This is a genomic window from Coprococcus sp. AF51-11b1, from assembly GCF_027682785.1.
In the GTDB taxonomy this organism is placed as follows: Bacteria; Bacillota; Clostridia; order Lachnospirales; family Lachnospiraceae; genus Allocoprococcus; species Allocoprococcus comes.
In genome coordinates this window covers 43,362-61,466 of sequence record NZ_JAQCZB010000002.1, presented here as the reverse complement: position 1 = coordinate 61,466, position 18,105 = coordinate 43,362, and the positions used below count along the sequence as shown (strand labels likewise).

General features: G+C 44.5%; 18 protein-coding genes. 6 read left to right on the top strand and 12 right to left on the bottom strand.

Features of this window, described 5'->3' with window-relative positions:
• Nucleotides 1-325: 325 nt before the first annotated feature.
• From PGY05_RS02760 to PGY05_RS02720, 9 genes are all read right to left on the bottom strand, one after another.
• Nucleotides 326-559 carry a hypothetical protein gene (locus tag PGY05_RS02760; protein WP_008368971.1) on the bottom strand — a complete coding sequence of 78 codons (234 nt, stop codon included), beginning with the start codon at nucleotides 557-559 and terminating at the stop codon, nucleotides 326-328.
• 150 nt (nucleotides 560-709) lie between these two features.
• Entirely contained in the window at nucleotides 710-1,531 is an 822-nt protein-coding gene (locus PGY05_RS02755; protein WP_270475317.1) for a CvfB family protein, read from the bottom strand.
• Between the two features lie 3 nt (nucleotides 1,532-1,534).
• Complete coding sequence (locus tag PGY05_RS02750) at nucleotides 1,535-2,242, bottom strand: acyl-[acyl-carrier-protein] thioesterase (RefSeq protein ID WP_270475316.1); 708 nt, start codon at nucleotides 2,240-2,242, stop codon at nucleotides 1,535-1,537.
• A gap of 5 nt (nucleotides 2,243-2,247) precedes the next feature.
• Entirely contained in the window at nucleotides 2,248-3,429 is a 1,182-nt protein-coding gene (locus PGY05_RS02745; protein WP_022221113.1) for a cation diffusion facilitator family transporter, read from the bottom strand.
• A gap of 67 nt (nucleotides 3,430-3,496) precedes the next feature.
• Nucleotides 3,497-4,114, bottom strand: coding sequence for a stage II sporulation protein R (spoIIR, locus tag PGY05_RS02740; protein ID WP_022221114.1), 618 nt, complete (start codon nucleotides 4,112-4,114; stop codon nucleotides 3,497-3,499).
• Nucleotides 4,115-4,178: 64 nt separating this feature from the next.
• Complete coding sequence (locus PGY05_RS02735) at nucleotides 4,179-4,868, bottom strand: GntR family transcriptional regulator (RefSeq protein WP_008368980.1); 690 nt, start codon at nucleotides 4,866-4,868, stop codon at nucleotides 4,179-4,181.
• A 2-nt stretch (nucleotides 4,869-4,870) separates the two neighbouring features.
• Nucleotides 4,871-5,746: a 4-(cytidine 5'-diphospho)-2-C-methyl-D-erythritol kinase gene (gene ispE / locus PGY05_RS02730; RefSeq protein ID WP_055297431.1), complete on the bottom strand. Its 876-nt coding sequence runs from the start codon at nucleotides 5,744-5,746 to the stop codon at nucleotides 4,871-4,873.
• Between the two features lie 63 nt (nucleotides 5,747-5,809).
• A complete protein-coding gene (locus tag PGY05_RS02725) occupies nucleotides 5,810-7,372 on the bottom strand; it encodes a DUF3794 and LysM peptidoglycan-binding domain-containing protein (RefSeq protein WP_270475315.1) in 1,563 nt (520 codons plus the stop codon).
• 10 nt (nucleotides 7,373-7,382) lie between these two features.
• On the bottom strand, nucleotides 7,383-7,829 hold the full coding sequence (locus PGY05_RS02720) for a protease complex subunit PrcB family protein (protein WP_008368986.1): 447 nt from the start codon (nucleotides 7,827-7,829) through the stop codon (nucleotides 7,383-7,385).
• 132 nt (nucleotides 7,830-7,961) lie between these two features.
• Between PGY05_RS02720 and PGY05_RS02715 the strand changes: the two genes are divergently transcribed.
• The 4 genes from PGY05_RS02715 to PGY05_RS02700 are packed head-to-tail and all read left to right on the top strand — an operon-like array spanning nucleotide 7,962 to nucleotide 12,406.
• On the top strand, nucleotides 7,962-8,696 hold the full coding sequence (locus PGY05_RS02715; protein WP_022221115.1) for a lysophospholipid acyltransferase family protein: 735 nt from the start codon (nucleotides 7,962-7,964) through the stop codon (nucleotides 8,694-8,696).
• A 26-nt stretch (nucleotides 8,697-8,722) separates the two neighbouring features.
• Nucleotides 8,723-10,177, top strand: coding sequence for a nicotinate phosphoribosyltransferase (locus PGY05_RS02710; protein ID WP_055157914.1), 1,455 nt, complete (start codon nucleotides 8,723-8,725; stop codon nucleotides 10,175-10,177).
• Between the two features lie 27 nt (nucleotides 10,178-10,204).
• Nucleotides 10,205-11,581: a UDP-N-acetylmuramoyl-tripeptide--D-alanyl-D-alanine ligase gene (locus PGY05_RS02705; RefSeq protein WP_022221116.1), complete on the top strand. Its 1,377-nt coding sequence runs from the start codon at nucleotides 10,205-10,207 to the stop codon at nucleotides 11,579-11,581.
• A 12-nt stretch (nucleotides 11,582-11,593) separates the two neighbouring features.
• Nucleotides 11,594-12,406, top strand: a complete 813-nt coding sequence (locus tag PGY05_RS02700) for a Cof-type HAD-IIB family hydrolase (RefSeq protein WP_055157909.1) — start codon at nucleotides 11,594-11,596, stop codon at nucleotides 12,404-12,406.
• Between the two features lie 96 nt (nucleotides 12,407-12,502).
• Here PGY05_RS02700 and spoVG read toward each other — a convergent pair whose 3' ends face one another.
• The 3 genes from spoVG to PGY05_RS02685 form a co-directional block, all read right to left on the bottom strand.
• Nucleotides 12,503-12,790 carry a septation regulator SpoVG gene (gene spoVG, locus PGY05_RS02695; protein ID WP_008368997.1) on the bottom strand — a complete coding sequence of 96 codons (288 nt, stop codon included), beginning with the start codon at nucleotides 12,788-12,790 and terminating at the stop codon, nucleotides 12,503-12,505.
• A gap of 106 nt (nucleotides 12,791-12,896) precedes the next feature.
• On the bottom strand, nucleotides 12,897-14,015 hold the full coding sequence (gene glgD, locus PGY05_RS02690; RefSeq protein ID WP_055157906.1) for a glucose-1-phosphate adenylyltransferase subunit GlgD: 1,119 nt from the start codon (nucleotides 14,013-14,015) through the stop codon (nucleotides 12,897-12,899).
• Complete coding sequence (locus tag PGY05_RS02685; RefSeq protein ID WP_055157904.1) at nucleotides 14,012-15,286, bottom strand: glucose-1-phosphate adenylyltransferase; 1,275 nt, start codon at nucleotides 15,284-15,286, stop codon at nucleotides 14,012-14,014. Before PGY05_RS02685 ends, glgD begins: the two co-directional genes overlap by 4 nt.
• A 210-nt stretch (nucleotides 15,287-15,496) precedes the next feature.
• Between PGY05_RS02685 and murC the strand changes: the two genes are divergently transcribed.
• Both murC and PGY05_RS02675 read left to right on the top strand, forming a co-directional pair.
• Nucleotides 15,497-16,876 (top strand): UDP-N-acetylmuramate--L-alanine ligase, encoded by a 1,380-nt coding sequence (gene murC, locus PGY05_RS02680; protein ID WP_055261723.1) that lies wholly within the window; start codon nucleotides 15,497-15,499, stop codon nucleotides 16,874-16,876.
• Nucleotides 16,877-16,997: 121 nt separating this feature from the next.
• Nucleotides 16,998-18,098, top strand: coding sequence for a DnaD domain protein (locus PGY05_RS02675; RefSeq protein WP_055261721.1), 1,101 nt, complete (start codon nucleotides 16,998-17,000; stop codon nucleotides 18,096-18,098).
• Nucleotides 18,099-18,105: the final 7 nt, after the last annotated feature.

Genomic DNA, 18,105 nt, shown 5'->3' with positions numbered 1-18,105 from the left:
ATTGTGGAAGCTTTTGCTGACACAATTTTCGTTCTCAGAGGCTCATCGGAATGCCCTGCACAATGGACTTCACACCTATTCTTTTTCTAAATCCGCCACACAACCTCCCCCTCGCAGACCGTCTCTCTCCACAATCGAGTAGGCTGACTCCTACTCGATTTGTATACTTTGTACACCATCTCGCTTAACAGCTCGATGATGTACATTCGCCAAATGCAGATCCTTGTGCAAGCACAAATCTGCACTTGGCTCATCGTATACACAAAAAAGCAGGAACCAAATCACTTTGATTCCTGCTTCTCACTATTCCTGGTATTTATATAAATTAGCCATTGATCATGAAGTTAACCAGTTTATCGATGTCTTCTTTTTCGTATGCAATGATTTCCAGTTCCGGAATCTCTCCGTTAGAGAAAATATTTGCCATAGAAACATACTGAGAAAGTTTAGATTTCAGATTCAGTCTGTCGCCTTCTCCTGTTACAAGTTCTACTTTTCCTTTGCAGCTGTCTACTACTTCAAAAAACTTATCAATGTTTGTAATATTCTGTACCTTCATGATGTACACTCCTTTTCTTTTATCTCTTCCTATCTTTTACACCCTCAATATATACAATTTTTTTTTGAAAATCAAGGGTTTTTTTTTAAATCAGCGTTTTGGGCATTGTGAACAATTTAACAGTCTGTTTTTTGTGCATAATCACAATATCTATTTCAAAACAATACTGTCCTTACGGATCTCGATCTTACGCTCTTTATACAGATGTCCGACTGCACGCTTGAATGCATTCTTGCTCAGATCAAACTCCGCACGGATCACCTCCGCATCTGCTTTATCGTTAAACGGAAGGATTCCGCCCTTTTCTTCCAGACGCGCCAGTACCAGAAGCGCATCCTTATCCATCTGGATAAATGCTTTCTCACGGACACTTAAATTCAGCTTTCCATCCGGTTTTACTTCTGTCACTCTCGCATGGATCTTCATTCCCGGTCTTAGACTTTTCGGTGCTTCTCTCTTTGGCACAAGCGCAGAATATTTTCCGTCCACTGCAACGAAAGCCCCAAAATTATCACTCACTTCGTAAACGATTCCCTCTACCTGATCATCCTTCTGATAAGGAGAATCACTGGTCAGATACTCATATACCTTCATGGTCGCACAGAGTCTCTGGCTCTTATCAATATAAAGTCCTACCAGACATTCATCCCCCGGTTTCACCTTATAAGTCTGCTCCTTAAATGGCAGGAACAGATCCTTTTCCAGTCCCCAGTCCAGGAAGGCACCGAATTTGCCAACCTGCGCTACCTTCAGGATTGCACTTTCCCCCAGTGTAAGCTTCGGTTCATTGACCGTTGCGATCAGACGGTCAGAAGAATCCTTATACAAAAACACCTCAATCGGATCGCCCGGTTCGATTCCTGCCGGAACCTGCTTCTTCGGAAGAAGAACCTTTTCTCTGTCATCTCCCAGATATACTCCGAAATCAACTACCTTTACTACCGTAAGCATCTGTTTTTTTCCTAATTCCATCTCTTATTTCTCCTTGAATTCTACTACCGCATACGGATTCTCCTCCGCATCACAAAGTTCCACTATTTTTCTCTGTTCCTCTACCGCCATCTTTGGATAAATAATATCACCCATAACTGCGGATTTTTTATATTCTACCCGGATCTGTCCGGCACGCTCACATTCCGGCACCACATCAATTGCCATCTGGATATACTGGCAGTTATTGACATGCTCGTTTGTGTCGATCTGATGACGTCTTACCGGAAAACTTTCTCCATCTTCCAGTTCTTTTGGAAGCACGATCTTACGCGGCGCAAACTCTACATCCAGTGGTGCTTCCGGCCGATAAGCCTCGACCTCTTCTTTCGCCGGTCTGCATGGTCTTCCTTTTTTCATATTCATATATACCCAGACCGAATTGGCCCAGGCTGTCATCTCGCCTGCTTCATCCTCCATCTTAAAATTACGAAGTCCGAAAAGTCCGGTAAAATCCGTTGCCCAGGTGGACACCCGGATATGTTCCCCGAGTTTCGGATAACGGTTTACTACAATCTGCCATGCGGAAAGAATCCATGCCTGCCCGCTTTTTTTCAGTGATTCCACGCCATATCCGATATCCTCAGACTGAAAAGTACTACAGTCCTGAAAATAATTAACAAGCCCCGGTAATGTCAGAAGCTCCGTATGGTCTGCTTCACTGAATCGTACTCTGCTTTCAAATGTATACATCTCTTTTACCTCTGTTCTTCCACATAACTTCTGTCTAATGTGATAACACACTGATACTTTGGGTTATGATGCTGCAATCGGTCCATCAAAGTCAGTGTCAGTTCATTCCCTTTTTCCTCAGAATACTCTCTCGGAATGACAAAATCAAAAATGAGATTGATCTGTTTTTCTCCATTCACCATGCGGAAATCATGGATACTGCATCTCGGATCCAATGCTTCCACAGCTTTTTCTGTCTCATGTTTTGCCTGAAGTACTTCTTCATTACGAGTCTCCACCGGATCCATATGAATTGTCAGCGAGATCCCCAGTTGTTCCATTGCCTCTCTCTCAATCCGGTCAATGATCTCATGGGATACATCAATCGGGACATCATTCGGAACCTCTGCATGAATGATCGCCATACTTCTTCCCGGTCCGTAATTATGGATCACCAGATCATGACTGCCCTCGATTCCAGCGTATTTTTCCACAAAATGCTTGATCTTCTCATAATCTTCCCATGTCGCCGGAATTCCGATCAGCGGCTCAAGCGTATCCTTCGCAATCCCAAATCCGGCCCACATAACGACCAGTGAAACACCAAGTCCGACAAAGCCATCGATATTGATCCCTGTAATCCGCCAGAATACAACCGACAGGATCGTCGCTGCTGTCGTGATCACATCTCCAAGTGCATCTGCCGCCGTCGCCATCATCACCTGGGAAGAAATCTTTTCACCAAGTTTCCGGTTAAACATCGCAAGCCACAGCTTCACACCTATGGACAACACCAGGATCAGGATCGACACCAGACTGAATTTTAACTCTTCCGGCTCCCGGATCTTCACGATCGCATTTTTGAAAAAGGTAAATCCAACTTCAATCACCAGAAAGGATACGATCAGTGCCGCTATGTATTCCAGCCTGCCATGCCCAAAAGGATGCTCCTTGTCTGCCGGTTTTTCTGCCATCTTCACTCCGATCATTCCAATGATCGAAGAACCTGCATCCGATAAGTTGTTAAATGCATCTGCAGTAACAGACACACTGTGAAGAAGGATTCCTATCACCATCTTCGCAATCGTCAGCAGAACATTACAAAAGATGCCTACTCCGCTTGCCAGCACTCCATATGCTGTACGGACAGACACCTTTTCTACATCTTTATAATCTTTTACAAATAATTTTACAAGTATATCCGTCATTAAACTTTCCTTTGCCTTAGGCGAAACAAATTTTCCTGCCATCTTCGTTGAAGTATATTCTACACATTTACTCCGTCAATTGCAAGAAAAACCATTTGATTTTTACCGGTGTGCCTTTTACGATCATCGCATACTCTTCATCCGTCAGCACACTCCGCAGCTCTTCCTTCCCTTCTTTGGGAACAATTGCATGGACAGAATCCATAAAACAGAGATTCGGATAAAGAACACACCACCAGTTGTGCCCCTGTGCCTTTCCAATCTTGATCCGGAGTGCATCGTACCAGCCTGCAGGGAAGGTGATGTCTCCGTAAGTTTTGTCCGGAAATTCACACCGCACGACCTCAGCTGTTATCTGATCGTTACATCCTTCTTCCTGCAAGACTTCCCTGGCCGTCCGGATCAGTTCTTCTTTGTGGCAGATCGCCCATGCTTTCGCCTCCGCTGCATTCCCTGCATTCGAAAGATTCTCACACATATAATCTACAACAGCCTCTTTCACCTTCATCTTAAGCTCCTGGTCTTCTTTGCTGTCACTGTTGGCAAGCACATGAAAGCGGAACACCTCACCGGATAACTTTTCCTGCACTGCATTCGCCTTCGCTTCCACCTGCATTCCCCTTGCAAATGCCGCACCACACAGAATCATGATCAGTACCAGCACCACTGCTTTTATTTTTTTCATTTTCGTATGTACCTCCTGTCTTTGATACCAGGAGTATTGACAACATATGGAAAACTATACATTTTTATCTGTGATATTCTACCTGATCTCTCCGGATAACATCCGATACTGTAGAAGCCTGATTGTCAATATGACATCCCATGAGCTCACATGCCTCTTCAACCTCTCCACCCGAAATCAGTGCGATCAGCTTATCATGTTCTTCCAGGAGCTGTGGATAACATTCCTTCTGCTTCAGGTATTCTACGCGGAACCGGTACATCTGTTCCCGCAGGTTGTTCAGCAGCGTGATCAGTCTCTGGTTATTGGTTGCGGCAAAGATAATATCATGGAATTTTACATCTGCTTCAGCGATCTTCGTCACATCACCACTCTTTAAGACTTTACGGAAATCTTCAGCTGCCATCTTCATTTCTTCAACCTGCTCCGGCGTGATCCGTTCACACGCAAGCTGTACGGAAAGCTCTTCCAGTGCCTTTCTGACTTCCAGCACATCCTGCATATTCTTCTCTGTGATCTGTGCCACTTCTGCCCCTTTTCGCGGAATCATCAGAACCAGACCTTCCAGCTCCAGTTTACGGATTGCTTCACGGATCGGGGTGCGGCTTACTCCAAGCTTGTTGGCAAGCTGGATCTCCATCAGCCGTTCTCCCGGCTTCAGTTCTCCTCTTAAAATTGCCTTCCGGAGTGTATTGAACACAACATCTCTCAACGGCAGGTATTCATTCATATTTACTTCAAAATCCATATCCATTCTTATCTCCTCCTGACGTTATGCACATTTGCAAGATAAATCTGTTTTGCCAGATTCTGTGCTTTTACTTTTGTAAATGCTTCCTTCGCTGTCCTGCGATCCCTGAAAATCCCAAATACAGTCGGACCGCTTCCACTCATCATCGCCCCAAGAGCACCTGCTTCCATCATACATTCTTTGATCTGTGCAATGACCGGATATGCTTCAACCGTAACCTTTTCCAGCACGTTACCCAAGGATGCTGCCACTTGCTCAAGATCCTGGTTCTTCAATCCGTCCAGAATACCATCTATATCCGGATGCTCCTTGATTTCACAGGAATCCAGCTTTTCATAAACCATCTTTGTCGATACACTGATCGGCGGCTTGGCGATCAGAATCTGACATTTCGGCATCGGAGGAAGCGGCGTCAGTTTTTCCCCGATTCCTTCTGCGAGTACCGTTCCGCGCATAATGCAGTAAGGAACATCCGCCCCAAGCTTCACGCCTCTTTCCATCAGCTCTTTTTGAGAAAGTCCCAACCGGAACATCTGGTTCATTCCGTAAAGCACTGCCGCAGCATTGGAACTTCCGCCTGCCATTCCCGCTGCAACCGGTATATGCTTGTCCAGATGGATTCTGATCCCGTCTTTGATATCAAATTCATCGATCAGAAGCTTTGCCGCTTTCCATGCAATATTGTCCTCATCATTCGGCAGATAAAAAAGATTTGAATCGATCTCGATACCTGGGGCCGACTTCTTTTGCAGCGTCACATTATCGTACAGATATAGCGTCTGCATGACCATGCGCACATCGTGATAACCATTCTCCCGCCGCCCCAGCACATCAAGTCCAAGATTGATCTTCCCAAGTGCTTTTAACTCCAGTTTATCCATGCGTGTATCTCCTTATTGTATTTTTTCGACCTTTTTTTGTATCTTGTATACATCATTTCATTACTATAGTATACTCAAACTCTCCCGAAAAATCAATATTTTATCACCCGTTTTCAATTCTTTTGATAATAATTCATTATTAAGCAGAATGCTTTCTTCTGTGGTCGAATATTTCTTTGCCAGGCTCCACAGATCATCTCCGTCTTTTACGATATATCCCACAATTCCCGGCTGGTTCATCCGCTCTTCTTTTTCATAATCCACAAGTGCAGCCTCTGTCACCATCTGTATTTTTTCCGCTTTTCGCATGAAGCTTCTGAACGCCACGACCGCTTTGATCTCTACTTCATCATTTCCGGCAAGATCTACCGCAAGCTGCTCCACTGCATATGTGACGTCATATTTCATATCGCTGCTTCCTTCCCGGCATTCAAGCATTGCCGAGAACGGAACCATCCCCTTCCACACACCAAATGGTACTTCATCGTTTGCCTTTACATACAGAAAGCTGACATTGAGAATCCCCTCTGCCAGAATTCCTCCATCCTGCACTTCCATTTTTTCTATCTGCAGATCTGCGCTGCTGTGGCACACCTGAAGGATCTCATCTTTCAGCTCCGGCAGGCTTAATCGTTCTGTGATCTTACTTTTTGAATGATTCTGCATCAGAAGCTCCTCAACAACAACTTCTTCTGTCTCCAAAACACATTTTTTATCAAGGGAATACGCATCCTCTAAAAGCTCCAGCTTTTCTTCCCCATAGACAAAAAGACGAACCTGAAGTGCCGCTTCAATGCCAAGCGCACGCATCTCACCGTCCTCATCCATCCGCACTTCCACACTGATATCATCCAGCCGGTCATAGACATGATGATACATACCTTCTTCTGCTCCGGCACACTCGATCCGCCCCTCATAAGGAACCGTCTGCTCCACCCAGTCTGTCTTGCCCTCCTGGGATTCATAGAGAACAAAGATCTGCAATTCTCCATTTATCAGCATAGCATCCTGCACAAGTCTGGTATCCATTTTCCGGGAGCTTACCTCTGTCCACAAGAGCGTTCCGATATTCTCTTTGGTCCCCGGTATCTTAATCTCCTCTTTGATCCTGTAAATGTCTCTCTTCGCGGTAAACAGCTGCAGCAGCTCCACCGGACATTTTTTCAGATAGATTCCCTCTTCCCCATCCACATCAAGTGTCACCTGTTTTTCTGTGATCTGCTCTGTATGTACCGTCATTTCCGCAAGCGCTTTTACCGCAAGCTTTCTCGAATGGATCAGTGATACCCCGCATTCCACCCGCTGAACTTGCACAATGTCTTCGCCTTCTCCGTTCTCTTCCTCCATGTAGACCATTTCCTCAAACGGAATCATTCCCTCTAAAGCTCCGGGACGCGGATCTCCCGAATCTGTCACATACAAAACTTTAAAATTCAGTTTTCCCGTCACACGGAGATAATTTTCCACTCTTCTTGTCTCTTCAATCCGCAGACTTCCCTCACCGGAAAGCACTTTTCCCACGTCACTTTTCGCATCTGGTACATTATAATCCCCACCGATCATAAACTGATCCGTCACTGTTTTGCCCATCTGATTCATGCGTACCTGTTTTCTTATCAGTTCCATAGTCAGCCTCCTACTCAAATATCACCGGTTTTTCGCTTTTTGCCATTTCCAGGACAACATATGGGTATTGGGAAAATCCATCTTCCCGCATACAGATATTTCCCATCTCCTCCCCATCTTTTTCTGTCTCGTCACTTCCCGGTCCCAGAAGTGTTGTCTGTACACAGATCACATCTTTTTCTTCCGTACAGCCATCAACCCGGATCGCATATCCCTCCATTTCCTGTCTCCCATACCCCTGTCCGACATACAGCCGGTCTCCTTGCACATACATGATCTGAAATGGGGTTTCTTCCATCCCGGCAATGCGTTCGGTCATTTCCGCCGGAACTTTTTTCTCATCCACAATGGAATATTCCAACATTTCTCCACCCGCTTCCTCTTTTTCCATGACCTGACAGCCGCCAAGGAAAATCAGCATCCAGATCACCCCTGTCACACGGCATTTTATTCTCATAATTATTCACAAACTTTTCCATTTTTTTGTCTCTTTATTATCATATTATCTTCCTTGTATTTTCATGCCTCGAATAGTATAATCGAAGAAAAGTATGTTACTTTATACAATGAAAGAGAGGATTTTGGGGTAATGATACGATTTATCTGTATCGCAGTCTTTTTAATTCTTTACCTGATCCTGTCCATTCCGGTTTTTCTGGTGGAATGGATCATTGGTAAATTCAATCGCAGAGCCAAAGATATCAGTTCTCTGCGCATCGTTCAGTGGGGCTTTAAAGTGATTCTTAAGATGACCGGTGTCACGACAACCGTGATCGGTGAAGAAAATGTTCCGGATGAACCGGTACTCTTTATCGGCAACCACCGCAGTTATTTTGATATTCTCCTTACTTACAGCCGGTGCAGGCGTCTGACCGGTTATGTTGCCAAAAAAGAAATGGAAAAAATTCCGCTTCTTTCCACATGGATGAAGAATCTGTACTGTCTCTTCCTTGACAGAGACAATATGAGAGAAGGTCTGAAGACGATCCTTCAGGCAATTGATTATGTAAAAAATGGCATTTCCATCTGCATTTTCCCGGAAGGAACCCGCAACAATGGCGAAGAACTTTCTATGCTTCCATTCCGTGACGGTGCACTTAAAATTGCCGAAAAGACCGGGTGTGCGATCATTCCGATCAGCATGAACAATACTGCTGACATTTTTGAAGCACATTTCCCACGTGTAAAAAAAGTACATGTCGTCATCGAATACGGCAAACCAATTTATCCAAAAGAACTGGATAAAGAGACAAGAAAACATCTTGGAATCTATTGTCATGATCTTATTCAGGACACAATTAAGAAAAACGCCAGTCTGATCTAAACCTATAACAGAAAAGAGGTACGATTATGCATTCTAAAAATTTAACATTACTTACAGACTTATACGAACTGACTATGATGCAGGGTTATTACGATAAGCAGGACAATCCTACCGTAATTTTTGATGTATTTTACCGTTCCAACCCATTTTCTTCCGGTTATGCAATCGCAGCCGGACTTGAACAGGTTATTGAATACGTGAAAAATCTGAACTTCAGCTATGATGATGTGGATTACCTTCGCAGTCTCCACATTTTTTCTGAAGATTTTCTTCAGTATCTGAGCGGCTATCACTTTACCGGAAGCATTTACGCAATTCCAGAAGGAAGCCTGATCTTCCCAAAGGAGCCGATCCTCAAAGTCGTTGCCCCGATCATGGAAGCTCAGCTTGTGGAAACCGCAATCCTGAACATTCTGAACCACCAGTGTCTGATCGCGACCAAGTCTTCCCGTATCGTATACGCTGCCGGTGATACCGGTGTTATGGAATTCGGGCTTCGCCGTGCCCAGGGACCGGATGCCGGATTATACGGTGCACGTGCTGCCGTGATCGCCGGCTGCGTGGGAACCTCCTGCGTACTTACCGGCAAGCTTTTTGACGTTCCGGTTATGGGAACCCATGCACACAGCTGGATCATGAGTTTCCCGGATGAATATACCGCATTTAAAGCCTATGCAGATCTTTATCCTGAAGGATGTACCCTTCTTGTCGATACTTACGACACCTTAAAATCCGGTGTGCCGAATGCGATCCGTGTCTTCCAGGAGATGAAAGATGCCGGCATCAGCCCGAGAAAGCTTGGTATCCGTCTTGACAGTGGCGATCTTGCCTACCTGTCCAAAAAAGCACGTAAAATGCTGGATGAGGCCGGCTTTGAAGAAGCAACGATCTGCGCATCCAACGACCTTGATGAATATCTGATCCACGACCTCAAAATGCAGGGCGCAGCGATCGATTCATGGGGTGTCGGAACCAATCTGATCACCTCCAAAGACTGTCCTTCATTCGGTGGTGTATATAAACTCGCTGCCATCCAGAATAAGAATGGTGAGTTCGAACCTAAAATCAAACTTTCTGAGAACACAGAAAAGATCACCAATCCGGGCAACAAGACGGTTTACCGTATTTACGAAAAAGAAACCGGCAAGATGAAAGCTGATTATATCTGCTTTGTAGACGAAGAAATCAATCCGGAGGAAGATCTTCTCCTCTTTGATCCAAGCGAGACATGGAAAAAGACAAAGATGAAAGCCGGAACCTATACCGTCCGCGAAATGATGCAGCCAATCTTCATCAACGGTGAATGTGTCTACACTTCCCCGTCTGTCAAAGAGATTGCCGCTTACTGCCGTCAGGAAAAAGATACCCTGTGGGATGAATCCAAACGACTCTTCAATCCTCACCAGATGTATATCGATCTGTCTCCAAGACTTTATGAAGTAAAGAAACAGCTTCTTGACCGCATGAGTGCTGATGACTAGGTTACAATTTGAAAAGAGGTATTACCGATGAAAAATATGACATTAAAAAATATAACCGCTGCCTGCCATGGAACCTTCCATGGCGACAGCAGTTTTCTTGAAAAAGAGATTACCGGCGTTGCAATCGACAGCCGGAAAGCAGCACCGGGATTTCTTTTTGTTCCACTCAAAGGAGCCCGTGTAGACGGCCACACCTTTATCCCACAGGTTATGGAACAGGGTGCACTTGCTACTCTTACAGAAGAAGATCCTTCTTCCCTTACCTGTCCCTGCATTCATGTAGAATCCTGCGAAAAAGCACTTCGTGATATCGCAGCGTTTTACCGCATGCAGCTTGACATCAAGGTTGTCGGCATCACCGGAAGTGTTGGCAAGACCAGCACCAAAGAGACGATTGCCTCTGTCCTTTCCCGGAAATACAATGTTCTTAAGACAGAGGGAAACTTTAACAATGGAATCGGACTTCCGCTTACCATCTTCAATCTTACCGAAGAACATGAAGTCGCTGTCCTGGAGATGGGAATTGACCATTTCGGAGAGATGCATGAACTTGCATCCATCAGCCAGCCGGATATCTGTGTAATCACCAACATCGGTCTTGCACACATGGAAAATCTCGGAAGCCGCGACGGAATCTTAAAAGCCAAAACCGAAGTTTTTGATCATCTACGTCCAAATGCTTCTGTCATCTTAAACGGAGATGACGACAAACTTTCCACAGTCGCAGAGGTACAAGGGAAAAAGCCTGTTTTCTTCGGTCTTTCAGACCAGCTGGATGCCTATGCAGACGGAATCGTAAGTCAGGGACTTCGCGGAACTGACGCTGTACTCCACCTTCCACTTGGTGAAATCAACGTACATATCCCGGTACCTGGAAATCACATGGTTTATAATGCTCTCGCCGGAGCATGTGTCGGCATGAAGCTTGGACTTACTCTGGAGGAAATCCAGACCGGGATCTCTTCCCTGAAGACGATTGCCGGACGTACCAATCTGATCGACACAGGATCTCTTTTGATCATCGATGATTGCTACAACGCTAATCCGGTTTCCATGAAATCTTCTCTGGATGTACTTTCTACCGCAACAGGAAGAACCGTAGCTGTAATGGGCGATATGTATGAGCTTGGTGATAAGGAGAATGAACTTCACTACAATACCGGCGCACATGCTGCCGAGATCGGCATTGATGTGATCTGCTGTATCGGAGAACTTTCCCACCACGCATATGAAGGTGCAAAAGCCTGTGCAAAGAGCAGTGCCGTACTTTACTTTAAAACCAAACAGGACTTCCTGGGAAAAATCCGGAATGTTGTCAAAAAAGATGATACCATTCTGGTCAAAGCTTCCCACGGTATGGAATTTCCTGAGATCATTGATGTACTCAGACAGATGAAGTTTTAAGAGAGGTAAGACATGAAATATCAGATACTTGTTCTTGACCTGGACGGAACACTTACCAACTCCAGGAAAGAAATCACTCCACCAACGTTAAAGGCTCTGATCGAGATCCAGGAAGCCGGAAAAAAAGTTGTTCTTGCAAGCGGTCGCCCTACATACGGCGTGGTTCCCCTTGCCAGGCAGCTCCATCTGGAACGTTACGGAAGCTATATCCTATCCTTCAACGGAGCACGGATCACTGACTGCCGCACCGGCCAGGTCATTTACAACAAAACACTTCCGCAGGACGTGATCCCGGATATCTACCGGATCGCTTCCAACTACCCGGTTGATATTCTGGCTTATGAGGATGGACAGCTTCTGTCCGGATTTACCCCGACAAAATATTCCGAATTAGAATCCCGGATCAACCATTTACCAATTGTACAAATTGATAATTTCTGCGAGAAAGTATCCACATTTCCAAACAATAAATTTCTCCTGACCGGAGAACCAGACAGCATCGCTGCTGCTAAAGAGGAAATGTCCGCTCATTTCCATGGTTATATCGATGTTTACTGTTCGGATCCATTTTTCCTCGAAATTGTTCCAAAGAATGTAGACAAAGCCGCCTCTCTTCTGAAGCTTCTTACCAGCATCGGTCTGACTGCTGATGAAATGATCTGCTGCGGTGACGGATACAACGACCTGACTATGATCGAAACCGCAGGTCTTGGAGTGGCAATGGAAAATGCACAGCCACTAGTCCGTGAAAAAGCAGATTTTATCACAAAATCAAATGATGATGACGGAGTTCTCTATGTAATCGATCAGTTTATGCGCGATTGACCGTCGTAGAAATATCATTTCTCAAAATATAAAAATCCCGGAGAACTGGTTTTACTTCCAGTCTCCGGGATTTTTGTTTTCAGTATTTTTCTGTACTTAGATTTCTGCAGTTTCCGCGTCGTCAGTCTCTTCCAGTACTTCCGCATACTTGTCCAGAATGATCTTCTGGATTCTGTCTCTTGTACCGGAATTGATTGGATGCGCAATATCACGATATTCCCCATCCAGTGCTCTCTTACTCGGCATTGCAATGAAAAGTCCTTTTTCCCCTTCAATGACTTTAATATCGTGAACAACAAATTCTTCGTCCATTGTAATTGATACTACTGCCTTTAATTTTCCTTCTTTTGCTACTTTGCGCACGCGTACATCTGTAATCTGCATAACTTTCTAGCCCCTTTCTCCAGTAACGCACATACCGGTCCGCTCCTTTTCCTTTATTTGACCGGCATGCCTTCTGATCCGGACTCTTACAAGTCCCCCTCAGTTTTTATAATGCGTACCTTTCGTTCTTTTCTATTACTACTTTCACGCCATCTTCACCAACATGCCGTGTATTGGCACGGATCGTATCCCTGCTCTCTACAATACAGTTCTCAATGTAAGTATTGTCCCCAAGATACACATCATTTAAAATAATTGAGTTTTTGATCACACAATTATTTCCAACAAACACTTTTTTAAACAGAACCGAATTCTCAACGGTTCCGTTGATAATGCTTCCGCTTGCCACAAGGCTGTTCTTAACGACCGCACCCGGATTATATTTTGCCGGAGGCAGATCTGTCACCTTGGAATAAATACTTGGAAGCTGCTTAAAGAAATAGTTCCGGACTTCCGGTTTGAGGAAATCCATGTTTGTCTTATAATAGGCATCGACCGTGGAAATATTGCTCCAGTAGTCTTTTATCTTATAACCGTATATCTTTTTCAGATTCTTGTATCTGATCAGGATATCCGTTACAAAATCATATCTGTCTTCCTCAGCTGAATGCTCGATCAGATCGATCAGCTGACGTCTGCGGATGATATAGATTCCTGTGGAAATCGTGTTGGAATTTGCCACCATCGGTTTTTCCTCAAATTCTTCGATCCGCATATTTTCATTCATCTTCAGAATGCCAAAACGGGTTGCATCCTCGCCCTGATCCAAATCCCGGCATACCACAGTGATATCTGCTTTCTTGGCAATGTGGTATTCCAGTACTTTGTTATAATCCATCTTGTAAACCGCATCACCGGATGTGATGATCACATAAGGTTCATGGCACCTCTTCAGGAACTCCAGGTTCTGATAGATCGCATCTGCCGTTCCACGATACCAGTAGCCATTGTCTGCGGTGATCGTCGGTGTAAATACATAAAGACCACCCTGCTTACGTCCGAAATCCCACCACTTGGAAGAATTCAGATGTTCATTCAGTGAACGTGCATTATACTGAGTAAGTACTGCTACCTTCTGGATGTGCGAATTGGACATATTGCTGAGTGCAAAATCAATTGCCCGGTAGCTTCCTGCGATCGGCATCGCTGCCACTGCACGCCTCTGTGTAAGCTCCCGCATCTTGTTGTTGTTACCGCCTGCTAAAATGATTCCAACTGCTCTCATGATCTGTCACCCGCCTTTATCAATACTCCGCCGCTTTCAAGAGCACCCTGTACATAATCCTCCTTCACGGTAATACCGCTGATCGCAGTATTCTTTCCAATCTGTACTCCTGCCGGAATCACAGAATTCTCACCGATCGTAACCAGTCCGGAATTGTAGATATCAGACCTGAGCTTGTTCGGTGCTTCATTGCCGATTCCAAGGGTTACATTATCTCCAACCTTAACATTCTCCGCAATGATCGCTTTGTCGATCACACAGTCATTTCCTATCGCAACATCCTGCATGATGATCGAATCCCGGATCACGCAGCCTTGTCCAACAACAACACCTGCGCCGATCACACAGTTATGTATCTCGCCGTATATCTCAGCTCCGTCGCCAATGATGCTTCTGTCGATCACAGCTTCTTTTGAAATATACTGTGGCGGTATAATTGAATTATTCGTATAAATTTTCCAGAATTCCTCATAAAGATTAAATTCAGGAATAATGTCGATCAGTTCCATATTAGCTTCCCAGTAAGAACTCAATGTACCGACATCCTTCCAGTAACCATTATATTCATATGCAAACAGTCTCTGCTTCTTTTCATGACAGTACGGAATGATATGCTTTCCGAAATCACATCCCGGCTGATCTTTCATCTTAATCAGTGCCTCTTTGAGCACCGGCCAGCTGAAAATATAAATTCCCATGGACGCAAGATTGCTCCGCGGATTCGCCGGCTTCTCCTCAAACTCGGTGATTCTCTTGTCTTCATCGGTAATTACGATTCCGAAACGACTTGCTTCTTCGATCGGAACCGGCATTGCCGCGATCGTCACATCTGCATGATTCTCCTTGTGAAAATCCAACATGACCTCGTAATCCATCTTGTAAATATGATCTCCTGATAAGATCAGTACATAATCCGGATTAAATGTCTCCATATACTCCAAATTCTGATAAATTGCATTCGCCGTTCCTGTATACCATTCGCTGCTTGTACTCTTCTCATACGGCGGAAGAATTGACACCCCTCCGATATTCCGGTCCAGATCCCACGGAATACCAATTCCAATATGTGTATTAAGCCTGAGTGGTTGATACTGGGTCAGGACACCGACTGTATCGATTCCTGAGTTGATACAGTTACTCAGCGGAAAATCAATGATCCTGTATTTGCCGCCAAATGCAACAGCCGGTTTAGCAACTTTTGCAGTCAGGACGCCAAGTCTGCTGCCCTGTCCTCCTGCCAATAGCATTGCTATCATTTCCTTTTTTATCATGTCTTCACCCCTTCTCAGTAATTCTGGTTTTTTCATTATAACATATTACATACATATAGTGAACATATTTTACAAAAATATTTCTGTTTACCTATCTTTTTTATAGAAATATCACAAAAAGAAAAGGTTTGGTTTTTGACCTATCTATGTTATAATTATGCACGTAAGTCAAATACTATGAAACAAATTCACAGAACAGGAAGTGTCATTATGTATAAAATTGATTTTAATCAGCCTTGCCATATCCACTTCATCGGAATTGGCGGCATCAGTATGAGCGGACTCGCTGAGATCCTTCTTGAAGAAGGCTTCACAGTATCCGGATCCGATAACAAAGAATCGGCACTTACGGATCATCTGTCTCAGAATGGTGCAACCGTATTTTACGGTCAGAAAGCTTCCAATATTATAGACGGTATCGACCTTGTAGTTTATACCGCAGCGATCCACGAAGACAACGAAGAATTTGCAGAAGCAAAGCGTCAGAATCTTCCGATGTTATCCAGAGCAGAATTACTCGGTCAGCTTATGACTAACTATAAGACACCGGTTGCTATATCCGGTACACACGGTAAGACAACCACAACCTCTATGCTTTCTCATATTGCTCTTGCAGCAGACCTGGATCCGACAATCTCTGTCGGCGGTATCCTGAAAGCGATCGAAGGCAATATCCGTGTCGGCGGACCTGACCTTTTTATTACGGAAGCATGCGAATATACCAACAGTTTCCTGCACTTTTTCCCGAAAATCGGTATTATTCTGAATGTGGATGCGGATCACCTGGACTTTTTTAAAGACCTGGACGATATCCGTAATTCTTTCCACCTTTTTGCTAAGCTTCTTCCGGAAAACGGAACTCTCGTCATCAACGGAGATATTGATAAAATTGAAGAGATCACCTCCGATCTTTCCTGTCGTGTTATCACTTTTGGCAAAGAAGCTTCCCTGGATTACAGTGCAGCCAATATTACTTATAGCGAACAGGGCAATGCCTCTTTCGATGTCGTAAAAGACGGACAGAATGTTGCACATCTCGCTCTTGCAGTTGGCGGTGAGCACAACGTATATAACGCACTTGCGGCAATCGCAGTTGCCGATATTCTTGGTGTTCCTGCTGAGACGATCCAGACAGGTCTTGCTTCCTTCCACGGAACAGACCGCCGTTTTGAATACAAAGGTGAAGTCGGCGGAGTGACCATCATTGATGATTACGCACACCATCCGACAGAGATTGCTGCAACGCTGAAAAGTGCTGCACATTATCCACATAAAAAGCTGTGGTGTATTTTCCAGCCACATACTTATACACGTACAAAAGCATTATTCTCAGAATTTGCTGAAGCACTCGCACATGCAGACCATGTAATCCTTGCTGACATCTATGCAGCACGTGAGACAGATACTTTAGGCATCTCTTCTGCACAGCTTGCAGATGCAGTCAAAGAACATGGATGTGACGCAACTTATCTTCCAAGCTTTGCAGCCATCGAAGAGTTCGTCACCACCCATTGCCAGCCTGGCGATCTTCTGATCACAATGGGTGCCGGAGATGTTGTAACTATTGGAGAAGACCTGTTAAAAGCCTGATTTTCTCCAATATTTGCGAAATTTTATCTGTAATAACAAAAATTTCCGTCAGAAAATTCTTTTTTACAATCTGGGATGATGTTATAATGAACAAAGTCAGAAAAGAAAGGAAGCGGAAATTATGAGTGCACTTATTTTGCGCAATCATTCCCACAATAACATAACGATCGTGGAGAATGACTTTATCGATCATTATATGGTATCTGCGAACGGAGAATATGTAAAAGTCTATCTTCTTCTTCTCCGTTATCAGAATATCCCGGAGCAGCTTCCGGATATCCCGCAGATGGCAGACCTTCTGGAGAATACCGAAGGCGATATCCTGCGCGCACTCAAATACTGGGAAAAAGAAGGAATTCTTTCTCTCGAATATGACGAAACAAATGAACTCGCCGGAATCTGTATCGGAAAAGCACCAACTCATCAGACACCTGTCAAAGCGGCTTTCCATACACCTTCCGCACAGTCTGCTTCCGTTCATGAAAAATCTCCGGTCGCGCAGTCTGATGGAAATACCACTGTTTCAGACAAAGCTGCCGGTCAGAATCTTCCTGCATCAAGACGTTCCCTTGCTGCAAGAAGAGAATTAAAGCAGATTCTTTTTATTGCTGAACAATATCTTGGCAAAACCTTATCCCGTACCGATGTTGATGCGATTACCTACTTTTATGATTCCCTTGGTTTTTCCGCAGACCTGATCGAGTATCTGATCGAATACTGTGTGGAGAACGGACATAAGAGCATGCATTACATTCAGAAAGTAGCACTTTCATGGGCAGATGAACATATTACAACCGTCGATCAGGCACGTAATTCCTCTGCATTTTACAACAAAACCTGCTATTCTATCCTGAATGCATTTGGCATCAAAGGGCGGGGACCTGCATCTGCCGAACTGGATTATATCCGCAAATGGCTGGAGGATGGGAATTTCGAACTGGATCTCATTCTGGAAGCATGCAACCGCACCATCAGTGCAATCCACCAGCCAAGTTTTGAATATACTGACAAGATTCTCGAAAACTGGAAGACGGGCAACGTTCGTACACTGGCAGATGTTGAGCGTCTTGATTCTGCCTTTGAGCAGGAAAAAGACCGAAGGAAAACTCCTTCGGGGCAAAACCGTACACCTTCTGCCCAGCAGCCTTCCAAATTCCGTAATTTTGAAGAACGTTCTTACAATATGGACGAGCTTACCAAAAAATTATTACGCAGTAACTAAGAAAGGG

What these genes read in the sequence shown, in the direction of transcription:
- PGY05_RS02675 (WP_055261721.1), top strand. Translation starts at nt 16,998, where the DNA reads ATGAGTGCACTTATTTTGCGCAATCATTCCCACAATAACATAACGATC.
- PGY05_RS02705 (WP_022221116.1), top strand. Translation starts at nt 10,205, where the DNA reads ATGAAAAATATGACATTAAAAAATATAACCGCTGCCTGCCATGGAACC.
- PGY05_RS02700 (WP_055157909.1), top strand. Translation starts at nt 11,594, where the DNA reads ATGAAATATCAGATACTTGTTCTTGACCTGGACGGAACACTTACCAAC.
- PGY05_RS02760 (WP_008368971.1), bottom strand. Translation starts at nt 559, where the DNA reads ATGAAGGTACAGAATATTACAAACATTGATAAGTTTTTTGAAGTAGTA.
- spoVG (WP_008368997.1), bottom strand. Translation starts at nt 12,790, where the DNA reads ATGCAGATTACAGATGTACGCGTGCGCAAAGTAGCAAAAGAAGGAAAA.
- PGY05_RS02715 (WP_022221115.1), top strand. Translation starts at nt 7,962, where the DNA reads ATGATACGATTTATCTGTATCGCAGTCTTTTTAATTCTTTACCTGATC.
- PGY05_RS02745 (WP_022221113.1), bottom strand. Translation starts at nt 3,429, where the DNA reads ATGACGGATATACTTGTAAAATTATTTGTAAAAGATTATAAAGATGTA.
- murC (WP_055261723.1), top strand. Translation starts at nt 15,497, where the DNA reads ATGTATAAAATTGATTTTAATCAGCCTTGCCATATCCACTTCATCGGA.
- PGY05_RS02725 (WP_270475315.1), bottom strand. Translation starts at nt 7,372, where the DNA reads ATGGAACTGATAAGAAAACAGGTACGCATGAATCAGATGGGCAAAACA.
- PGY05_RS02735 (WP_008368980.1), bottom strand. Translation starts at nt 4,868, where the DNA reads ATGGATATGGATTTTGAAGTAAATATGAATGAATACCTGCCGTTGAGA.
- ispE (WP_055297431.1), bottom strand. Translation starts at nt 5,746, where the DNA reads ATGGATAAACTGGAGTTAAAAGCACTTGGGAAGATCAATCTTGGACTT.
- PGY05_RS02755 (WP_270475317.1), bottom strand. Translation starts at nt 1,531, where the DNA reads ATGGAATTAGGAAAAAAACAGATGCTTACGGTAGTAAAGGTAGTTGAT.
- PGY05_RS02685 (WP_055157904.1), bottom strand. Translation starts at nt 15,286, where the DNA reads ATGATAAAAAAGGAAATGATAGCAATGCTATTGGCAGGAGGACAGGGC.
- PGY05_RS02710 (WP_055157914.1), top strand. Translation starts at nt 8,723, where the DNA reads ATGCATTCTAAAAATTTAACATTACTTACAGACTTATACGAACTGACT.
- PGY05_RS02750 (WP_270475316.1), bottom strand. Translation starts at nt 2,242, where the DNA reads ATGTATACATTTGAAAGCAGAGTACGATTCAGTGAAGCAGACCATACG.
- glgD (WP_055157906.1), bottom strand. Translation starts at nt 14,015, where the DNA reads ATGAGAGCAGTTGGAATCATTTTAGCAGGCGGTAACAACAACAAGATG.
- PGY05_RS02720 (WP_008368986.1), bottom strand. Translation starts at nt 7,829, where the DNA reads ATGAGAATAAAATGCCGTGTGACAGGGGTGATCTGGATGCTGATTTTC.
- spoIIR (WP_022221114.1), bottom strand. Translation starts at nt 4,114, where the DNA reads ATGAAAAAAATAAAAGCAGTGGTGCTGGTACTGATCATGATTCTGTGT.